Raw genomic sequence first — 17085 nt, 5'->3', positions numbered from 1 at the left:
TCATATTCAACGTGCGAGGTCGAAATGGTGATACCGCGGGCTTTTTCTTCCGGTGCGTTATCGATCTGGTCGTAAGCGCGGAAGTCACCAAAGAATTTGGTGATTGCAGCTGTCAACGAGGTCTTACCATGGTCAACGTGACCGATGGTGCCGATGTTGACGTGTGGTTTAGTACGTTCAAATTTGCTCTTTGCCATCTGAGCTCTCCATAAATTTAGCCTGCTCAGGCATTCTTATTTTAACGAGCGTAAGCCAAAAGGCTTACGCAAACTTCTTCTGGATTTCTGCGGCTACTGCTGCAGGAACCGGCTCATAATGGTCGAACTGCATGGTGTACTGGGCGCGGCCCTGTGACATCGAGCGCAGGTTGTTCACGTAACCAAACATGCTGGCCAGCGGAACATTTGCGTTAACTACAGTAGCAATACCACGGGCTTCAGTACCGGAAATCTGACCACGACGGGAATTCAGATCGCCAATAACGTCACCAACGTAATCCTCAGGAGTCACGACTTCGACCTTCATGATCGGTTCGAGCAACTGAGCGCCGGCTTTCTGTGCACCTTCACGGAATGCTGCACGGGCAGCAATTTCGAAGGCCAGAACAGACGAGTCAACATCGTGGTATGCACCATCGATAAGGGTCGCCTTAACACCGAGCATCGGGAAGCCTGCCAGAGGACCTGCACCCATAACGCTTTCGATACCCTTCTGAACGCCCGGGATGTATTCCTTAGGAACAGCACCACCAACGATCTTGGAATCGAAGATGAAGTCATCGCCTTCATGCGGCTCAAATACGATCTTAACACGAGCGAACTGACCGGAACCACCGGACTGTTTCTTATGTGTATAGTCGATTTCAGCTTTACGGGTGATGCTTTCACGATAGGCAACCTGCGGCTGACCAATGTTAGCTTCAACCTTGAACTCACGACGCATACGGTCAACCAGAATGTCGAGGTGAAGTTCACCCATACCGGCAATAATGGTCTGACCGGATTCTTCATCCGACTTAACGCGGAATGAAGGATCTTCAGCAGCCAGACGGTTCAGGGCGATACCCATCTTTTCCTGGTCAGCTTTGGTCTTTGGTTCAATCGCGATTTCGATAACCGGATCAGGGAATTCCATACGTTCCAGAATAACAGGCTTCAGCGGATCGCAGAGCGTGTCACCGGTTGTGGTTTCCTTGAGGCCAGCCAGAGCAACGATGTCACCGGCAAATGCTTCTTCGATATCTTCACGGGAGTTCGAGTGCATCTGCAGCATACGGCCGATACGTTCGCGCTTGCCCTTAACAGTGTTTTCGAGAGAAACACCCTTGGTCAGCTTACCCGAGTAAATACGTGCGAAGGTCAGAGAGCCAACGAACGGATCGTTCATGATCTTGAATGCGAGCAGAGAAAGCGGAGCTTCATCTGAAGATTCACGGGTTGTTTCTGTTTCAGTCTTTACGTCGATACCTTTAATCGCAGGCACTTCGTTAGGAGCTGGCAGATAATCAACAACTGCATCCAGAACAGGCTGAATGCCCTTGTTCTTGAACGCGGTGCTGCAAAGTACCGGATGGAACTGAACAGCAATTGTACCCTTACGGATCAGCGCACGCAGCTCATCATTGGTTGGCAGAGTGCCTTCCAGATAAGCTTCCATTGCAGCTTCATCGATTTCAACAGCAGTTTCGATCAGCTTTTCGCGATATTCTTCTGCTTTTGCCTGAAGGTCAGCAGGAATTTCACCAACCTGCGTCGGAGCGCCGATTGAGCCATCCCATGTCAGGGCCTTCATCTCAACGAGATCGATCACACCGCCAAATTCGTTTTCAGCACCGATTGGCAGCTGAATAACGAGAGCAGTTGCACCCAGACGGGTTTTGATCATTTCTACGCAGCGATAGAAATCCGCACCGATCTTGTCCATTTTATTGACAAGAACCATACGTGGTACGTGGTATTTTTCAGCCTGACGCCATACGGTTTCAGTCTGCGGCTCTACACCGGCGTTAGCATCGAGAAGTGCGATCGCACCGTCGAGAACGCGCAGGGAACGCTCAACTTCAATCGTGAAGTCAACGTGACCAGGAGTATCGATGATGTTGAAGCGACGCTTCTTGCCATCACGGCCTTCCCAGAATGTGGTGGTCGCAGCAGAAGTAATCGTGATACCACGTTCCTGCTCCTGCTCCATCCAGTCCATTGTGGAGGCGCCGTCGTGCGTTTCACCGATTTTATGGTTCTTACCTGTGTAGAACAGGATACGCTCAGTCGTTGTCGTCTTACCGGCATCGATGTGCGCCATAATACCGAAATTACGGTAGTCTTCGATTTTATATTCGCGGGCCATAATATTTGCTCTTTGAATAGAGTTCGACGATTACCAGCGGTAATGCGAGAATGCGCGGTTAGCTTCAGCCATACGGTGCGTATCTTCACGCTTCTTAACAGCCGAACCACGGTTGTTTGCAGCATCAAGCAATTCGCCGGACAGACGATCAATCATCGTTGTTTCGTTGCGGTTGCGAGCGGCATTGATCAGCCAGCGGATTGCCAGCGCCTGACGACGGTCAGGGCGAACATCAACAGGAACCTGATAAGTCGCACCACCAACACGGCGGGAGCGCACTTCCACATGCGGCGCAACATTGTCGAGCGCCTGATGGAACATCACCAGACCATCCTGCTTAGCTTTCGCTTCAACAGAATCCAGAGCACCGTAAACGATGGACTCTGCAACAGATTTCTTACCATGAAGCATGATTGCATTCATGAATTTGGTCACAACCAGATCACCAAACTTTGGATCCGGATTGATTTCACGCTTTTCAGCACTGTGACGACGGGACATATTTGTCTCTTTAATTACATCGGGCTCAACTCACCTGAGGATCAGGTGGCCGGTATCCCCGGAAAATTATTATTTAGGACGTTTAGCACCATACAGCGAACGACGCTGCTTACGGTTTTTAACACCCTGGGTATCGAGCACACCACGGATGATGTGGTAACGCACACCCGGCAAATCCTTGACGCGGCCGCCGCGGATCATAACTACCGAGTGCTCCTGAAGGTTGTGACCTTCACCCGGAATATAACCAATAACTTCAAAGCCGTTGGTCAGACGAATCTTTGCTACTTTACGCAGCGCCGAGTTCGGCTTTTTCGGGGTTGTTGTATAAACGCGGGTACATACGCCGCGCTTCTGTGGGTTTGCCTGCAGAGCAGGAACCTTATTACGCTTAACCTGCGCCTGGCGAGGTTTGCGGATCAGCTGGTTTACGGTAGGCATTGAACCTTCCTCTACTAAATAAACTCGTATCTTTTGCCCAAATGGGCCGTTTCACCGTTATGCATATGCACAAAATCGGACATTGTGCCAACGCTAGCGCTGGCATGCCCGAACAAAAGCAGAGGAAGTTACCTTCATGCGAACGGCAATTTGCATTTTAGATCGTAAAACGAACCCTGTTTGAGACAAACTCCAGAGTATGTCACTCCGGAACAGCCAGCCTCACATCGGCTCAGATGGTGTGCTGATACGCTTAAAGGCGCGTTTCGTCAAGACCGGCAGCGGAGTTTTCTGATTTATGACAGACAAATCGGAATTTCACCCCTCAAAAGCGGGTAATTTTGTCTGAAATTGCATCACTTGTTATGCAAATCACATAAAATACCGGCAGAATCCTTATCCGACTGTCCTTTTGGATGATTATCTTTTATGCAGACAGTCTGATTCAGCCGTTTCAGGCCCTGATACAGGGCAAGTTTAACCGGAAATTAAGGAATGCCCCGTGTCAGACACAAATCCCGATTCGAATGAAGTGTTTCTCATTATTGCAGATGCATGGAAGGACGGCGAGAGCGATCCCGTCAATGTCCACATCCTGTTGAAATCGGAACCGGAAGAAGATGTCATTCAGGCAACTTTGGAAATCCTTGCCAATGAAGGTTTTGCTGAAGCCGAAATTACAGAAATCGGTACATTGACCGAGCAGCCGGAAGAAGAGCCATATCTGAGCGGTTACAATACCGCCCTCTCCGGTCAGGTTGCGATGATCGAGTTTGACGGTTCCCATGAAGATGATGAAGACGAAGAATAATCGTCCCTCACCTTAACGATAAAAAAGCGTCGCTTCATGCGGCGCTTTTTTTATGAACAGTTTCTCCTGCTCGCATACAAAAAAGGCCACCCGAAGGTGGCCTTTTTCATTTCTTATAAGGTCGGATTATTCCGCTGCATTATTGGTCATATCGACCAGCATTGCATTTGCAGCATCCGCACCGGAAGTTTTGCGGCGCTCGTCGATAATCAGATCATCGCGGGCTGTCGCAATACGGCGGATCTGGCTCATCATACCGCCGGTACCGGCAGGGATCAGACGACCCACAATCACGTTTTCCTTCAGACCCTGCAGCGTATCCATCTTACCGGCAACTGCGGCTTCGGTCAGAACGCGGGTTGTTTCCTGGAAGGAAGCAGCCGAGATGAAGGAAGGTGTCTGCAACGATGCCTTCGTAATACCGAGCAGAACCGGCAGACCTTCAGCAGGTTTCTTGCCGTCTTCAACCAGACGATCATTAATTTCGTCAAGTTCAATACGGTCAACATGATCGCCCGGAATATAGGTGCTGTCACCGGATTCCGTGATCTCAACCTTCTGCAGCATCTGACGAACGATCACTTCGATATGCTTATCGTTGATCGTCACACCCTGCAGACGGTAGACTTCCTGAATTTCGTTCACGAGGTAAGAAGCAAGTGCTTCCACGCCCTTGATCGCCAGAATGTCATGCGGTGCAGGATTACCGTCGAGAATATAGTCACCCTTTTCGATCGCATCGCCATCCTGAAGATGGAAAGGCTTGCCTTTAGGGATCAGATATTCAACCGGCTCCAGATTATGGTCATTCGGTTCAATAATGATGCGGCGCTTGTTCTTGTAATCGCGGCCGAAACGGATTGTACCATCAACTTCAGCGATGATCGCATGATCCTTCGGACGACGAGCTTCGAACAGTTCAGCCACGCGTGGCAGACCACCGGTAATATCCTTGGTCTTCGCGCTTTCCATAGGCAGACGGGCAATCACGTCACCGACGCGAACCGTTGCACCTGGCTCAACCGAGAGAATGGTCTCAACGGAGAGCTGGAAGCGGGCTTCACCACCCTTCGACAGTTTCGCAACTTTGCCGTTCTTGTCTTTAACAACGAGAGCAGGCTTCAGATCCGAACCGCGCGGGGTCGAACGCCAGTCAATAACAACGCGCTTGGTGATACCGGTGGATTCATCGGTGTTTTCAGCAACCGACAGACCGTCAACCATATCTTCGAACTCAATCACACCTTCAACTTCGGTGATGATCGGACGGGTATACGGATCCCACTCGGCCAGACGCTGACCGCGTTTCACTGCATCACCGTCATCGACGAACAGGCGCGAACCGTAAGTTACACGATGGCTTGCACGTTCCTTGCCGGATGCATCCATGATGAGAACGGCCATGTTACGACCCATAACCACCAGATGACCGTCGGAATTGCGAACCACATTGCGGTTACGCAGTGCAACAGTACCTTCATAGGAAGCTTCCAGATAGGAGCTGTCCACAACCTGCGCTGTACCACCAAGGTGGAACGTACGCATGGTCAGCTGGGTACCAGGCTCACCGATCGACTGCGCAGCGATAACACCGACAGCTTCACCTTTGTTCACCGGAGTACCGCGTGCAAGGTCACGACCATAGCACTTGCCGCACACGCCGGAGCGGGTGAGACAGGTCAGAGCCGAACGGATACGAACGGTCTGGATACCGGCTTTTTCGATCACTTCCACATGACGTTCTTCGATCATGTCACCGGAAGCAACAATCAGCTCACCCGTAGCCGGATGATTGATGTCGTCCAGAGCAACACGGCCCAGAATACGCATGCCGAGCGAAGCCACGATCTGACCCGCATCAACGATCGGGTTCATTGTCAGACCAACGGTTGCACCGCAATCCGGTTCAGAAATGATCGCATCCTGCGCAACGTCAACGAGACGGCGTGTCAGATAACCGGAGTTAGCGGTTTTCAGAGCCGTATCGGCAAGACCCTTACGCGCACCGTGTGTCGAGTTGAAGTACTCGTTCACGGTCAGACCTTCTTTAAAGTTCGAGATAATCGGTGTTTCGATAATCTCGCCCGAAGGCTTGGCCATCAGACCGCGCATACCGCCGAGCTGACGCATCTGCGAAGGCGAACCACGGGCACCGGAGTGCGACATCATATAGATGGAGTTCATCTGCTTCTGACGACCGGTTTCCGGATCGAATTCAACAGCCTTAATGCGGGCCATCATTTCGTCGGCGATCTTGTCAGTCGCTTTACCCCAGGCATCAACAACCTTGTTGTACTTTTCGCCTTGAGTGATCAGACCGTCATTGTACTGCTGTTCATATTCCTTGGCCAAAGCTTCTGTATCGGCAACGATTTTCGCCTTGGCATCAGGAATGACCATGTCATCCTTACCGAAGGAAATACCGGCACGGCAGGCATGGGCAAAGCCGAGCTGCATCACGCGGTCACAGAAAATCACTGTCTCTTTCTGACCGCAATGACGGTAAACCAGATCGATCATCTTGGAGATGTTCTTCTTGGTCATTTCCTGATTGCAGATATCGAAAGGAACATTGGCGTTCTTCGGCAACAATTCACCGAGGATCAGACGACCCGGTGTTGTGTCAAAGAGTTTCGATACAGGCTTGCCTTCCGCATCAACAGATTTGAAACGGCCTTTGATCTTGGTGTGCAGTGTAACGGTCTTGGTTTCCAGCGCATGCTGCAATTCACCCATATCGGCGAAGACCATGCCCTGACCAGGTTCGTTTTCAGCAACGATCGACAGGTAATAGAGACCGAGAACCATATCCTGCGACGGCACGATGATCGGAAGACCGTTTGCCGGATGCAGAATGTTGTTGGTCGACATCATCAGAACGCGTGCTTCAAGCTGCGCTTCAAGCGACAGCGGCACGTGAACAGCCATCTGGTCACCGTCGAAGTCCGCGTTAAACGCAGTACAAACAAGCGGATGCAGCTGGATTGCCTTACCTTCGATCAGCGTTGGTTCGAAAGCCTGAATACCAAGACGGTGCAGCGTCGGCGCGCGGTTAAGCAGAACCGGATGCTCGCGGATAACCTCATCAAGGATATCCCAAACTTCCGGACGTTCTTTTTCAACCAGCTTCTTCGCCTGTTTAACAGTCGAAGAGAAGCCCTTGGCGTCAAGACGTGCATAGATAAACGGCTTGAACAGTTCCAGAGCCATTTTCTTCGGCAGACCGCACTGGTGCAGTTTCAGCTCAGGACCGGTCACGATAACCGAACGACCGGAATAGTCGACGCGCTTACCGAGAAGGTTCTGACGGAAACGACCCTGCTTACCTTTCAGCATATCCGAAAGTGACTTCAGCGGACGCTTATTCGCACCGGTAATGGTACGACCGCGACGGCCGTTATCGAACAGCGCGTCAACAGCTTCCTGCAGCATACGCTTTTCGTTACGGATAATGATGCCAGGCGCACGAAGCTCCATCAGGCGCTTCAGACGGTTGTTACGGTTGATCACGCGACGGTATAGGTCGTTCAGATCGGAAGTCGCAAAGCGACCGCCATCCAACGGCACTAACGGGCGCAGATCCGGCGGGATCACCGGAACGATCTTCATGATCATCCACTCAGGACGGTTACCGGATTCCATGAAGTTCTCAACGATTTTGAGACGCTTCATCAGCTTCTTGGTCTTCAGTTCCGAAGTGGTTTCGGCCAGATCGGTGCGCAGCTGCACAGCAATCTTTTCGAGTTCCATTGTCGCCAGAAGATCATAGATCGCTTCCGCACCGATCAGCGCTGTGAACTGGTCTTCACCGAATTCATCAACAGCGATCATATATTCTTCTTCCGAAAGCAGCTGATGCTCTTTCAGGGAAGTCAGGCCTGGTTCTGTTACGATGTAGTTTTCGAAATACAGAACGCGTTCGATATCCTTCAGCGTCATATCAAGCAATGTGCCGATACGCGAAGGAAGCGACTTCAGGAACCAGATATGGGCAACAGGAGCAGCCAGTTCGATATGGCCCATGCGCTCACGACGCACGCGTGACAGCGTTACTTCAACGCCGCACTTCTCACAGATAATGCCCTTGTATTTCATGCGCTTGTACTTACCGCACAGGCACTCATAGTCCTTGATCGGGCCGAAGATACGGGCACAGAACAGACCATCGCGTTCAGGTTTGAACGTACGGTAGTTGATCGTTTCTGGCTTTTTGATCTCGCCGTATGACCAGGACAGAATCTTCTCAGGGCTGGCAATCGAAATCCGGATGGAATCGAATGTCTGCACCGGAGCCTGAGGATTGAAAAGATTCATGACCTCTTGGTTCATGCCGTTCTCCTTAGGGCATCATGCTTCACAAAAGTTGGCCTACTTCGCGACAGCATCATGCGTTTGAATCTATATGCAGAGCAGTATCCGGCACAGGCTTTAGCGCCCTGATACTCTCTGACGGGCAATTGCCCTAATCTGCGCAACGGCCAGACACAGCGCCTGAAACCGTCATTCTTTCAAAACATACTGCCGAATAATGGCAATAATGGCGTGGCGCGGAAAACCGCGTCACGCCTTTGTTTTTACTCTGCTGCGTCAGGCAGCTCTGTCGGCGCTACCAGGTCGCGTGTATCGTCGAGTTCGACATTCAGACCAAGCGAACGCATTTCCTTCACGAGAACGTTGAAGCTCTCCGGAATACCCGCTTCGAATGTATCGTCACCACGAACAATCGCTTCATAAACCTTGGTACGGCCTGCCACGTCATCAGACTTGATGGTGAGCATTTCCTGCAGCGTGTAAGCTGCACCATAGGCTTCAAGCGCCCAGACTTCCATTTCACCGAAGCGCTGACCACCGAACTGCGCCTTACCACCCAGCGGCTGCTGTGTGACGAGCGAGTAAGGTCCGATCGAACGGGCGTGGATCTTATCATCAACCAGGTGGTGCAGTTTGAGCATATAAATATAGCCCATTGTCACCTGACGATCAAAAGGTTCGCCTGTACGGCCGTCATAGAGCGTCGACTGACCGGAAGTTGCCAGACCTGCATCTGCAAGCATCGCATTGATGTCTGCTTCTACAGCACCGTCAAAGACCGGTGTTGCAATCGACACGCCGCGCTTCACCTGATCTGCAAGCATGAGGACACTGTCGTCATCATAAGAGCGAACCGGTTCGTTACGGTCATTGTCCGGATAGATATGTTCCAGAGTGTCACGTAGCGGCTGGATATTTGCGGTCTCTTTATAGACCTCGATCAGTTCCCCGATCTTCTTACCCATACCGGCACATGCCCAGCCCAGATGTGTTTCAAGAATCTGGCCCACGTTCATACGCGACGGCACACCCAGAGGGTTAAGCACGATGTCCGCATGGGTACCATCTTCAAGGAACGGCATATCTTCTACTGGCAGAATGCGGGAAACCACACCCTTGTTACCGTGACGGCCGGCCATCTTGTCGCCTGGCTGGATCTTGCGCTTAACAGCAACAAAGACCTTAACCATCTTCATGACGCCCGGAGCCATTTCGTCGCCGCGCTGAACCTTTTCGACCTTATCCATGAAGCGTGTTTCAAGCAGCTTCTTGGATGCGTCATACTGGTTGCGCAGAGCTTCGAGTTCGCTCTGGCTCTTTTCGTCTTCAACGGCAAACTGCCACCACTGGGAACGCGGATATTCAGTCAGGATATCGCGGTTAACCGCAACGCCCTTCTTGAAGCCCTTAGGACCCGCAGCAGTAATCTTACCTTCCAGCATATCTGCCAGACGACCATAGGTGTTACGGTCAAGGATAGACTGTTCGTCGTCGCGGTCTTTTGCCAGACGTTCGATTTCTTCACGCTCAATCGCCATTGCACGTTCATCTTTTTCAACGCCGTGGCGGTTGAAAACACGAACTTCCACAACAGTACCGTATGTTCCCGGAGGCATACGCATTGAGGTGTCACGGACGTCAGAAGCCTTTTCACCAAAGATAGCGCGCAGAAGCTTTTCTTCCGGCGTCATCGGGCTTTCACCCTTTGGTGTGATCTTACCGACGAGAATATCGCCAGGATGAACTTCCGCACCGATGTAGACAATACCGGCTTCGTCGAGGTTCTTCAGTGCTTCTTCCGATACGTTCGGAATATCGCGTGTGATTTCCTCAGGTCCAAGCTTGGTATCACGGGCAGCAACTTCGAATTCTTCGATATGGATCGAAGTGAACACGTCATCCGAAACAATCTTTTCAGAAAGCAGGATGGAGTCTTCGTAGTTGTAGCCGTTCCAAGGCATGAACGCGACGAGCACGTTACGGCCAAGCGCCAGATCACCCAGATCGGTCGACGGACCGTCAGCAATGATGTCGCCCTTCCCTACACGGTCACCAACGCGCACAAGCGGACGCTGATTGATGCAGGTGCTCTGGTTGGAGCGCTGGAACTTCATCAGACGGTAAATGTCAACGCCGGACTTCGAAGGATCGAGGTCTTCAGTTGCACGGATAACGATACGTGTCGCATCCACCTGATCAACAATACCGCCGCGGCGTGCACCGATAGCAGCACCGGAGTCACGGGCAACAATCGGCTCCATACCGGTACCGACAAACGGCGCTTCCGCACGTACCAGAGGCACGGCCTGACGCTGCATGTTCGAGCCCATCAGAGCGCGGTTGGCGTCGTCGTTTTCCAGGAACGGAATAAGCGCGGCAGCAACAGAAACCAGCTGCTTCGGCGAAACGTCCATCAGATCCACGTTTTCACGCGGCGCCATCAGAACTTCACCGGCATGACGCGAAATTACGAATTCTTCAACGAATTCACCGTTTTCGCCCACTTCAGCATTGGCCTGAGCAACATAGTGCTTGGCTTCTTCCATAGCGGAAAGATAAACGACTTCATTGGTGATCTTGCCGTCGATAATTTTACGGTAAGGACTTTCAATGAAACCATATTTGTTGACGCGCGCAAAAGTTGCGAGCGAGTTGATCAGGCCGATATTCGGACCTTCCGGTGTTTCAATCGGGCAGATACGGCCGTAATGGGTCGGATGAACGTCGCGGACTTCAAAGCCTGCGCGTTCACGGGTCAGACCGCCAGGTCCGAGAGCCGACAGACGACGTTTATGAGTGATTTCAGACAGCGGGTTGGTCTGATCCATAAACTGCGACAGCTGCGAGGAACCGAAGAATTCGCGAACAGCGGCAGCAGCCGGCTTCGCATTAATCAGATCCTGCGGCATGACTGTATCGATTTCGATCGAGGACATACGTTCCTTGATCGCACGTTCCATACGCAGCAGACCGACGCGGTACTGATTTTCCATCAGCTCGCCAACGGAACGCACACGACGGTTGCCGAGATTGTCGATATCGTCGATTTCGCCCTTGCCGTCACGCAGCTCAACGAGCGTCTTGATAACAGCCAGAATGTCGTCTTTGCGCAGAACGCGAACAGTGTCCGCGGCATCGAGGTCAAGACGCATATTCATCTTAACACGACCAACAGCCGACAGATCGTAACGCTCTGAATCAAACAGCAGCGATTCAAACATCGCTTCTGCGGAATCCATTGTCGGAGGCTCACCCGGACGCATCACGCGATAGATGTCGAACAGCGCATCCTGACGGGACTGGTTCTTGTCAGCAGCCAGCGTGTTGCGGATGTAAGCACCCACATTCACATGGTCGATATCAAGAATATTGATCTCGTTGCCACCGGTTTCGAGCAGAATTTTCAGAGTCTTTTCGTCAATTTCATCACCGGCTTCGAGATAAATCTCACCGGTTGCATAGTTGACGATATCCTCTGCCAGATAGGAACCGAGCAGATCATCATCCGTCGCACGGATCGCCTTAACGCCCTTCTCCGCGATCTGCTTGGCAGCGCGCGCAGTCAGCTTACGGCCGCTTTCAGCAACAACTTCACCGGTATCTGCATCGAGCATATCGCCGATGATTTTCATACCTTTGAAGCGGTCAGCCGAATACGGAATACGCCAGTTTTCGCCGTCACGTGTATAAGGGACAGCATTATAGAAGGTCGAAAGAATTTCTTCACCGTCCATACCCAACGCCATCAATAGCGATGTGGTAGGGATCTTACGGCGACGGTCGATACGTGCGTATACGATATCCTTGGCATCGAATTCGATATCGAGCCAGGAACCGCGATACGGGATCACGCGCGCAGCGAACAAGAGCTTGCCCGAAGAATGGGTTTTGCCTTTATCATGGTCAAAGAACACACCAGGCGAACGGTGCATCTGCGAAACGATAACACGCTCCGTACCATTGACGATAAAGGTACCATTGTCGGTCATGAGCGGCATATCGCCCATATAGACATCCTGTTCCTTGATGTCTTTAATGGACTTTGCGCCTGTATCTTCGTCAATATCAAAAACGATAAGACGCAGTGTCACTTTCAGCGGTGCTGAATAGGTCAGATCACGCTGGCGGCACTCATCCACATCGAACTTTGGCGCGTCGAATTCGTATTTGACGAATTCGAGCATAGAGGCCCCGGAAAAATCCGAGATCGGAAACACCGACTTAAAAACAGCCTGCAAACCTTCGTCAGGACGTCCACCCTTAGGTTCATCGACCATAAGGAACTGGTCATAGGATGCCTTCTGAACCTCAATGAGGTTCGGCATCTGGGCGACTTCTGGAATCTTGCCGAAAAATTTGCGTACGCGCTTACGACCGTTAAAAGAGTGGGTCTGAGCCATCGTCGCTCCTCGTTCTGTGCCTTACGGCGTTCTGAGCCCGTGGGAATACCAGGGCCTGTTGCTTGCCGTCTTACGACGGTCCTATGAACGGGTCAAAACCCGTTTCCTGACAGCTGCTCTTCTGTCAGGAAAAGGGTTTGTAACCGTTTGAACTATAAAATCTGCCACGTATCATGAAAGACATATACAGTTCATTATGCTATCCATTTTTGTTTGTCACCTAAAATCAGGCGCTTACAAAAAACGTCCGCTCATAAGCGGAAAACGGCGGGCCGTTAAGCCCGCCGGATCACTCAAATTACTTGAGTTCAACCTTAGCGCCAGCTGCTTCGAGCTGAGCTTTGATTTTTTCAGCTTCGTCTTTCGACGCGCCTTCTTTAACAGCCTTAGGAGCACCTTCTACGAGGTCCTTAGCTTCTTTCAGGCCCAGACCGGTGATCGCGCGAACTTCTTTGATCACGTTGATCTTGTTTGCGCCGCCATCAGCGAGGATAACGTCAAATTCGGTCTTTTCTTCAGCGGCTGGTGCAGCAGCACCGGCAGCAGCAGCAACTGCTACAGGAGCAGCAGCAGATACGCCCCACTTTTCTTCAAGAAGCTTGGACAGTTCTGCAGCTTCCAGAACGGTCAGTGCGGACAGGTCTTCAACGATCTTTGCGAGATCAGCCATTTGTATATTCCTTTGATTAAGGTTTGAACTGTTATAACAGCGAGAACGGCCTTACGCCGCCTCGTTCTTCCGGGCATGTGCGCCGATAACGCGAGCAATTTGACCTGCTGGCGCGCTTGTGAGCACAGCGAGACGGGTGGCTGGTGTCTGAACCATACCAACCAGCTTGGCGCGCAGTTCGTCGAGCGACGGCAGGGAAGCAAGAGCTTTCACGCCTTCTGCATCGAGAGTAGTCGCACCCATAGAACCACCAAGAATGACAAGCTTGTCATTGGTCTTAGCAAATTCTACCGCTACTTTCGGAGCTGCAATCGGATCGATTGCATAAGCAATTACAGTCTGTCCGGTGAACAGATTTGCAATGCCTTCGGACTCCGTGCCCTGAAGAGCGATTTTGGCAAGACGGTTCTTCGCGACTTTAACGGCGCCGCCTGCTGCACGGACTTTTTCGCGAAGATCGCTCATCTGTGCAACTGTGAGACCGCTATAGTGGGCCACGACGACCGAACCGGACTCTTTGAAAGTGCCGTTCAGCCAAGTGACAAATTCGCGCTTTTCCGCTTTTTCCACTGTCTCTCTCCAGTTGATAAGAATACACAGGAGTATTCTTACCGGGTTGCCTTTGCCGGATAGCGTGTAAGAAGTGCTATCCAACTTACGAGGTTCCTGTCCCCTTCCCCTTCACCGCCCGAGAGCAGATCCGGTCAAGGCAACTACGGTTCAAACCTTAAAACACAGCAAAGCTGCAAAAAATAAGGTCATTCCACGTCTCATGCAGGCTCATAAAATTAAGGCGAACCACCTGCAATCTCGGACAGGATACCGGAATTTTACTTCCGGTGATCCGGGCCCAGAGGCCCCGGAAACTTGTTTCAATTCGAATGTCGCAATTACTCGGGCAACATTTGAATCAGGCTTTTACAGATTTATTCCGTAAAAGCAAATCAGGCGATTTTAACGCTCGAAGGTTCAACCTTGACGCCAACGCCCATGGTCGAAGAAACCGCAACGCGCTTCAGGTATTCACCTTTTGCACCGGCTGGCTTGGCTTTCAGAACTGCATCTGCGAAAGCGCGGATGTTTTCTTCCAGAGCCTTAACTTCGAAAGAAGCCTTACCAATACCTGCATGAATGATACCGGCTTTTTCAACGCGGAATTCAACTGCGCCGCCCTTGGAAGCCTTAACAGCACCGGCAACATCAACAGTCACAGTACCGACTTTAGGGTTTGGCATCATGCCGCGCGGGCCGAGAACCTTACCCAGACGGCCAACGAGTGGCATCATGTCAGGGGTAGCAATGCAGCGATCGAAATCGATATTGCCGGCATTGATGGTTTCGAACAGGTCTTCCGCACCAACGATATCCGCACCGGCTTTCTTAGCTTCTTCAGCTTTGTCACCACGGGCAAATACAGCAACGCGAACAGTACGGCCTGTACCGTTTGGCAGATTAACAACGCCGCGAACCATCTGGTCAGCATGACGTGGATCCACACCGAGATTCATCGAAACTTCGATAGTTTCGTCGAATTTCGCAACAGCACGTTCCTTTACGAGACCAAGAGCAGTGCTCAGGTCGTAAAGTTTCATAGGCTCTACGCCTTCACGGATTTTAGCGACACGCTTTGAAATTTTCGCCATCGTATCAGCCTTCCACCTTCAGACCCATCGAACGGGCAGAACCTTCAACCATGCGCATTGCAGCTTCAACGTCAGACGCATTCAGGTCTTTCATTTTGGCTTCAGCAATTTCGCGCACTTTGTCACGGGAAACCGTGCCGGCAGAAATCTTGCCAGGCTCTTTCGAACCGGACTTCAGATTAGCAGCCTTCTTGAGGAAGTAGGTTACAGGAGGAGTCTTCATCACGAATGTGAAGGACTTATCCTGATAATAGGTAATCACGACCGGAACAGGCGAACCTTTTTCCATTTCCTGCGTGGCAGCGTTAAATGCCTTACAGAATTCCATGATGTTAATACCGCGCTGACCCAGAGCCGGACCGATTGGCGGCGATGGATTTGCGGCGCCAGCAGCTACCTGTAGCTTCAGCTGGCCTGCAACTTTTTTAGCCATTACTATCTGCCTTTTTTCTTGCCCCTCAGGGCAATGTTAAATGCCTTTACGGCACTCTATCACCACTGCATATGCAGCGTTGCAGCGGGTGGTCCGGTTAACAGAGCGGCTAAGCCTGCGCCCCTTCCACCCAATTTGTCACCTTGGTGACAATTCAGCCCTTAGGCTGAAATGATCAGAGTTTTTCAACCTGACCAAAATCGAGATCAACAGGTGTTGCGCGACCAAAGATCGACACTTCAACCTTCAGACGCGAACGATCATCATCAACTTCCTGCACGATACTTATGAAGGAAGCGAAAGGACCGTCCGAAACACGAACAGATTCACCCACTTCAAACGATACAGAAGCACGTGGACGCTCAACACCTTCTTCCACCTGAGAAAGAATCTGCTGAACTTCACGGTCACTGATCGGAACAGGCTTCGACTCTGTACCGAGGAAGCCGGTTACGCGCGGGGTATTCTTAATCAGATGATAGACATCATCTGTCAGATTGGCACGAACCAGAACATAGCCCGGAAAGAATTTGCGCTCTGCGTCAACCTTACGGCCGCGGCGCACTTCCACGATCTTTTCTGTAGGTACCAGAATTTTTTCAAAAAGATGAAACAGACCTTTTTGCTTCGCCTTTTCCTCGATTGCTTCAGCAACCTTTTTTTCGAAATTCGAATATGCGTGTACGATATACCAACGCGCAGTCATTATGCTTCTCCCGTATAGCTCACACCAGCCAAATGCCAACCAAGCCTATATTAACGACCGAGACTCAGAAGCAATTCAACGCCATAAGCCATCAACTGATCCGCAAAAAAGAAAAACAGCGCCGCCAGAAAAGCCATAATAACAACCATGACGGTTGAAATAACAGTTTCACGCCGGGTTGGCCACGTTACTTTAGCCGTCTCAGCACGAACCTGACGGAAAAACGTAATCGGATTTGTTTTGGACGCCATTTGCCACTCTGCGCTTGAAAAAAATTAATCCCAATCAAAACAAGCCGTTAAGAATGTATTAATCAGAAAGAACTCACAAGATTACGGCACGTCGGACGAAAACTCAATCCCACGCACCGTTTACGTATTGCCCTACATAGAGCCGATTCCATAAAAAAACAAGCCCATATGCTAAGATATAATAAATTCCCGCATATCATGCACGGAAAGTGCATGGCGCCCCTGCCCTGCGGCGGGTTAATATTATTTATAAAACGACTGCGCTGACACACAAGACCAGCTCGGCACCTATTAAGCACAAAAAAGCGGCACTGTAAATCAATACAGCACCGCTTTTCTGAAATGGCAGGGGCAGCAGGGCTCGAACCCGCGACCTACGGTTTTGGAGACCGTCGCTCTACCAACTGAGCTATACCCCTAAACTCTTCCGCCCTAATCTATCAGACCGGCGGACAAGGCTGGCGTACCAGCCTTGTGAAATCTATTATTCGATGATCGAAGCGACGATACCTGCACCAACGGTGCGGCCACCTTCACGGATCGCGAAACGGAGTTTTTCTTCCATAGCGATT

13 protein-coding genes, 1 tRNA gene and 1 pseudogene are annotated in these 17085 nt (G+C 51.1%); 1 reads left to right on the top strand and 14 read right to left on the bottom strand.

Annotation, left to right across the window (positions count from 1 at the left end; genetic code table 11):
- From BKD14_RS18870 to rpsL, 4 genes are all read right to left on the bottom strand, one after another.
- The coding region (locus tag BKD14_RS18870; RefSeq protein WP_075656340.1) for a GTP-binding protein at positions 1-197 on the bottom strand (197 nt) is incomplete at its 3' end.
- A gap of 64 nt (positions 198-261) precedes the next feature.
- Positions 262-2346, bottom strand: coding sequence for an elongation factor G (gene fusA / locus BKD14_RS18865; protein WP_022709961.1), 2085 nt, complete (start codon positions 2344-2346; stop codon positions 262-264).
- Positions 2347-2376: 30 nt separating this feature from the next.
- Complete coding sequence (gene rpsG, locus BKD14_RS18860; protein WP_022709962.1) at positions 2377-2847, bottom strand: 30S ribosomal protein S7; 471 nt, start codon at positions 2845-2847, stop codon at positions 2377-2379.
- 69 nt (positions 2848-2916) lie between these two features.
- Positions 2917-3288: a 30S ribosomal protein S12 gene (rpsL, locus tag BKD14_RS18855; RefSeq protein ID WP_022709963.1), complete on the bottom strand. Its 372-nt coding sequence runs from the start codon at positions 3286-3288 to the stop codon at positions 2917-2919.
- A 502-nt stretch (positions 3289-3790) separates the two neighbouring features.
- Between rpsL and BKD14_RS18850 the strand changes: the two genes are divergently transcribed.
- A complete protein-coding gene (locus BKD14_RS18850; protein ID WP_022709964.1) occupies positions 3791-4099 on the top strand; it encodes a hypothetical protein in 309 nt (102 codons plus the stop codon).
- A 126-nt stretch (positions 4100-4225) separates the two neighbouring features.
- Here the strand turns inward: BKD14_RS18850 and rpoC are convergent, their stop codons facing one another.
- The 10 genes and pseudogenes from rpoC to BKD14_RS18800 all read right to left on the bottom strand — a co-directional run.
- The gene (gene rpoC / locus BKD14_RS18845) at positions 4226-8428 is read right to left on the bottom strand and encodes a DNA-directed RNA polymerase subunit beta' (protein WP_075657647.1); all 4203 of its coding nucleotides are present in this window, start codon (positions 8426-8428) and stop codon (positions 4226-4228) included.
- Between the two features lie 245 nt (positions 8429-8673).
- The gene (gene rpoB, locus BKD14_RS18840) at positions 8674-12810 is read right to left on the bottom strand and encodes a DNA-directed RNA polymerase subunit beta (RefSeq protein ID WP_075657646.1); all 4137 of its coding nucleotides are present in this window, start codon (positions 12808-12810) and stop codon (positions 8674-8676) included.
- A gap of 298 nt (positions 12811-13108) precedes the next feature.
- Positions 13109-13480, bottom strand: coding sequence for a 50S ribosomal protein L7/L12 (rplL, locus tag BKD14_RS18835; RefSeq protein WP_075657645.1), 372 nt, complete (start codon positions 13478-13480; stop codon positions 13109-13111).
- A gap of 51 nt (positions 13481-13531) precedes the next feature.
- Complete coding sequence (rplJ, locus tag BKD14_RS18830; RefSeq protein WP_022709968.1) at positions 13532-14050, bottom strand: 50S ribosomal protein L10; 519 nt, start codon at positions 14048-14050, stop codon at positions 13532-13534.
- A gap of 374 nt (positions 14051-14424) precedes the next feature.
- Positions 14425-15123 carry a 50S ribosomal protein L1 gene (rplA, locus tag BKD14_RS18825; RefSeq protein ID WP_075657644.1) on the bottom strand — a complete coding sequence of 233 codons (699 nt, stop codon included), beginning with the start codon at positions 15121-15123 and terminating at the stop codon, positions 14425-14427.
- 4 nt (positions 15124-15127) lie between these two features.
- Positions 15128-15556: a 50S ribosomal protein L11 gene (gene rplK / locus BKD14_RS18820; protein WP_022709970.1), complete on the bottom strand. Its 429-nt coding sequence runs from the start codon at positions 15554-15556 to the stop codon at positions 15128-15130.
- 175 nt (positions 15557-15731) lie between these two features.
- Complete coding sequence (gene nusG / locus BKD14_RS18815; RefSeq protein ID WP_075657643.1) at positions 15732-16262, bottom strand: transcription termination/antitermination protein NusG; 531 nt, start codon at positions 16260-16262, stop codon at positions 15732-15734.
- Positions 16263-16312: 50 nt separating this feature from the next.
- On the bottom strand, positions 16313-16513 hold the full coding sequence (gene secE / locus BKD14_RS18810) for a preprotein translocase subunit SecE (protein ID WP_022709972.1): 201 nt from the start codon (positions 16511-16513) through the stop codon (positions 16313-16315).
- Positions 16514-16856: 343 nt separating this feature from the next.
- Positions 16857-16932 (bottom strand) — tRNA-Trp (locus BKD14_RS18805).
- A 65-nt stretch (positions 16933-16997) separates the two neighbouring features.
- Positions 16998-17085, bottom strand: a pseudogene (locus tag BKD14_RS18800) (elongation factor Tu); the annotation flags it as partial.

This window comes from Pseudochrobactrum sp. B5 (genome assembly GCF_001939785.1).
In the GTDB taxonomy this organism is placed as follows: Bacteria; Pseudomonadota; Alphaproteobacteria; order Rhizobiales; family Rhizobiaceae; genus Pseudochrobactrum; species Pseudochrobactrum saccharolyticum.
Note: the sequence above shows the minus strand (reverse complement) of the source record. Positions and strands in the feature narration are given on the sequence as shown.

Bases quoted from the DNA above. Each gene is read 5' to 3' on its own strand.
- fusA (WP_022709961.1), bottom strand. From the start codon at position 2,346: ATGGCCCGCGAATATAAAATCGAAGACTACCGTAATTTCGGTATTATG.
- rplA (WP_075657644.1), bottom strand. From the start codon at position 15,123: ATGGCGAAAATTTCAAAGCGTGTCGCTAAAATCCGTGAAGGCGTAGAG.
- rpsG (WP_022709962.1), bottom strand. From the start codon at position 2,847: ATGTCCCGTCGTCACAGTGCTGAAAAGCGTGAAATCAATCCGGATCCA.
- secE (WP_022709972.1), bottom strand. From the start codon at position 16,513: ATGGCGTCCAAAACAAATCCGATTACGTTTTTCCGTCAGGTTCGTGCT.
- rpoB (WP_075657646.1), bottom strand. From the start codon at position 12,810: ATGGCTCAGACCCACTCTTTTAACGGTCGTAAGCGCGTACGCAAATTT.
- rplL (WP_075657645.1), bottom strand. From the start codon at position 13,480: ATGGCTGATCTCGCAAAGATCGTTGAAGACCTGTCCGCACTGACCGTT.
- nusG (WP_075657643.1), bottom strand. From the start codon at position 16,262: ATGACTGCGCGTTGGTATATCGTACACGCATATTCGAATTTCGAAAAA.
- rplK (WP_022709970.1), bottom strand. From the start codon at position 15,556: ATGGCTAAAAAAGTTGCAGGCCAGCTGAAGCTACAGGTAGCTGCTGGC.
- rpsL (WP_022709963.1), bottom strand. From the start codon at position 3,288: ATGCCTACCGTAAACCAGCTGATCCGCAAACCTCGCCAGGCGCAGGTT.
- rpoC (WP_075657647.1), bottom strand. From the start codon at position 8,428: ATGAACCAAGAGGTCATGAATCTTTTCAATCCTCAGGCTCCGGTGCAG.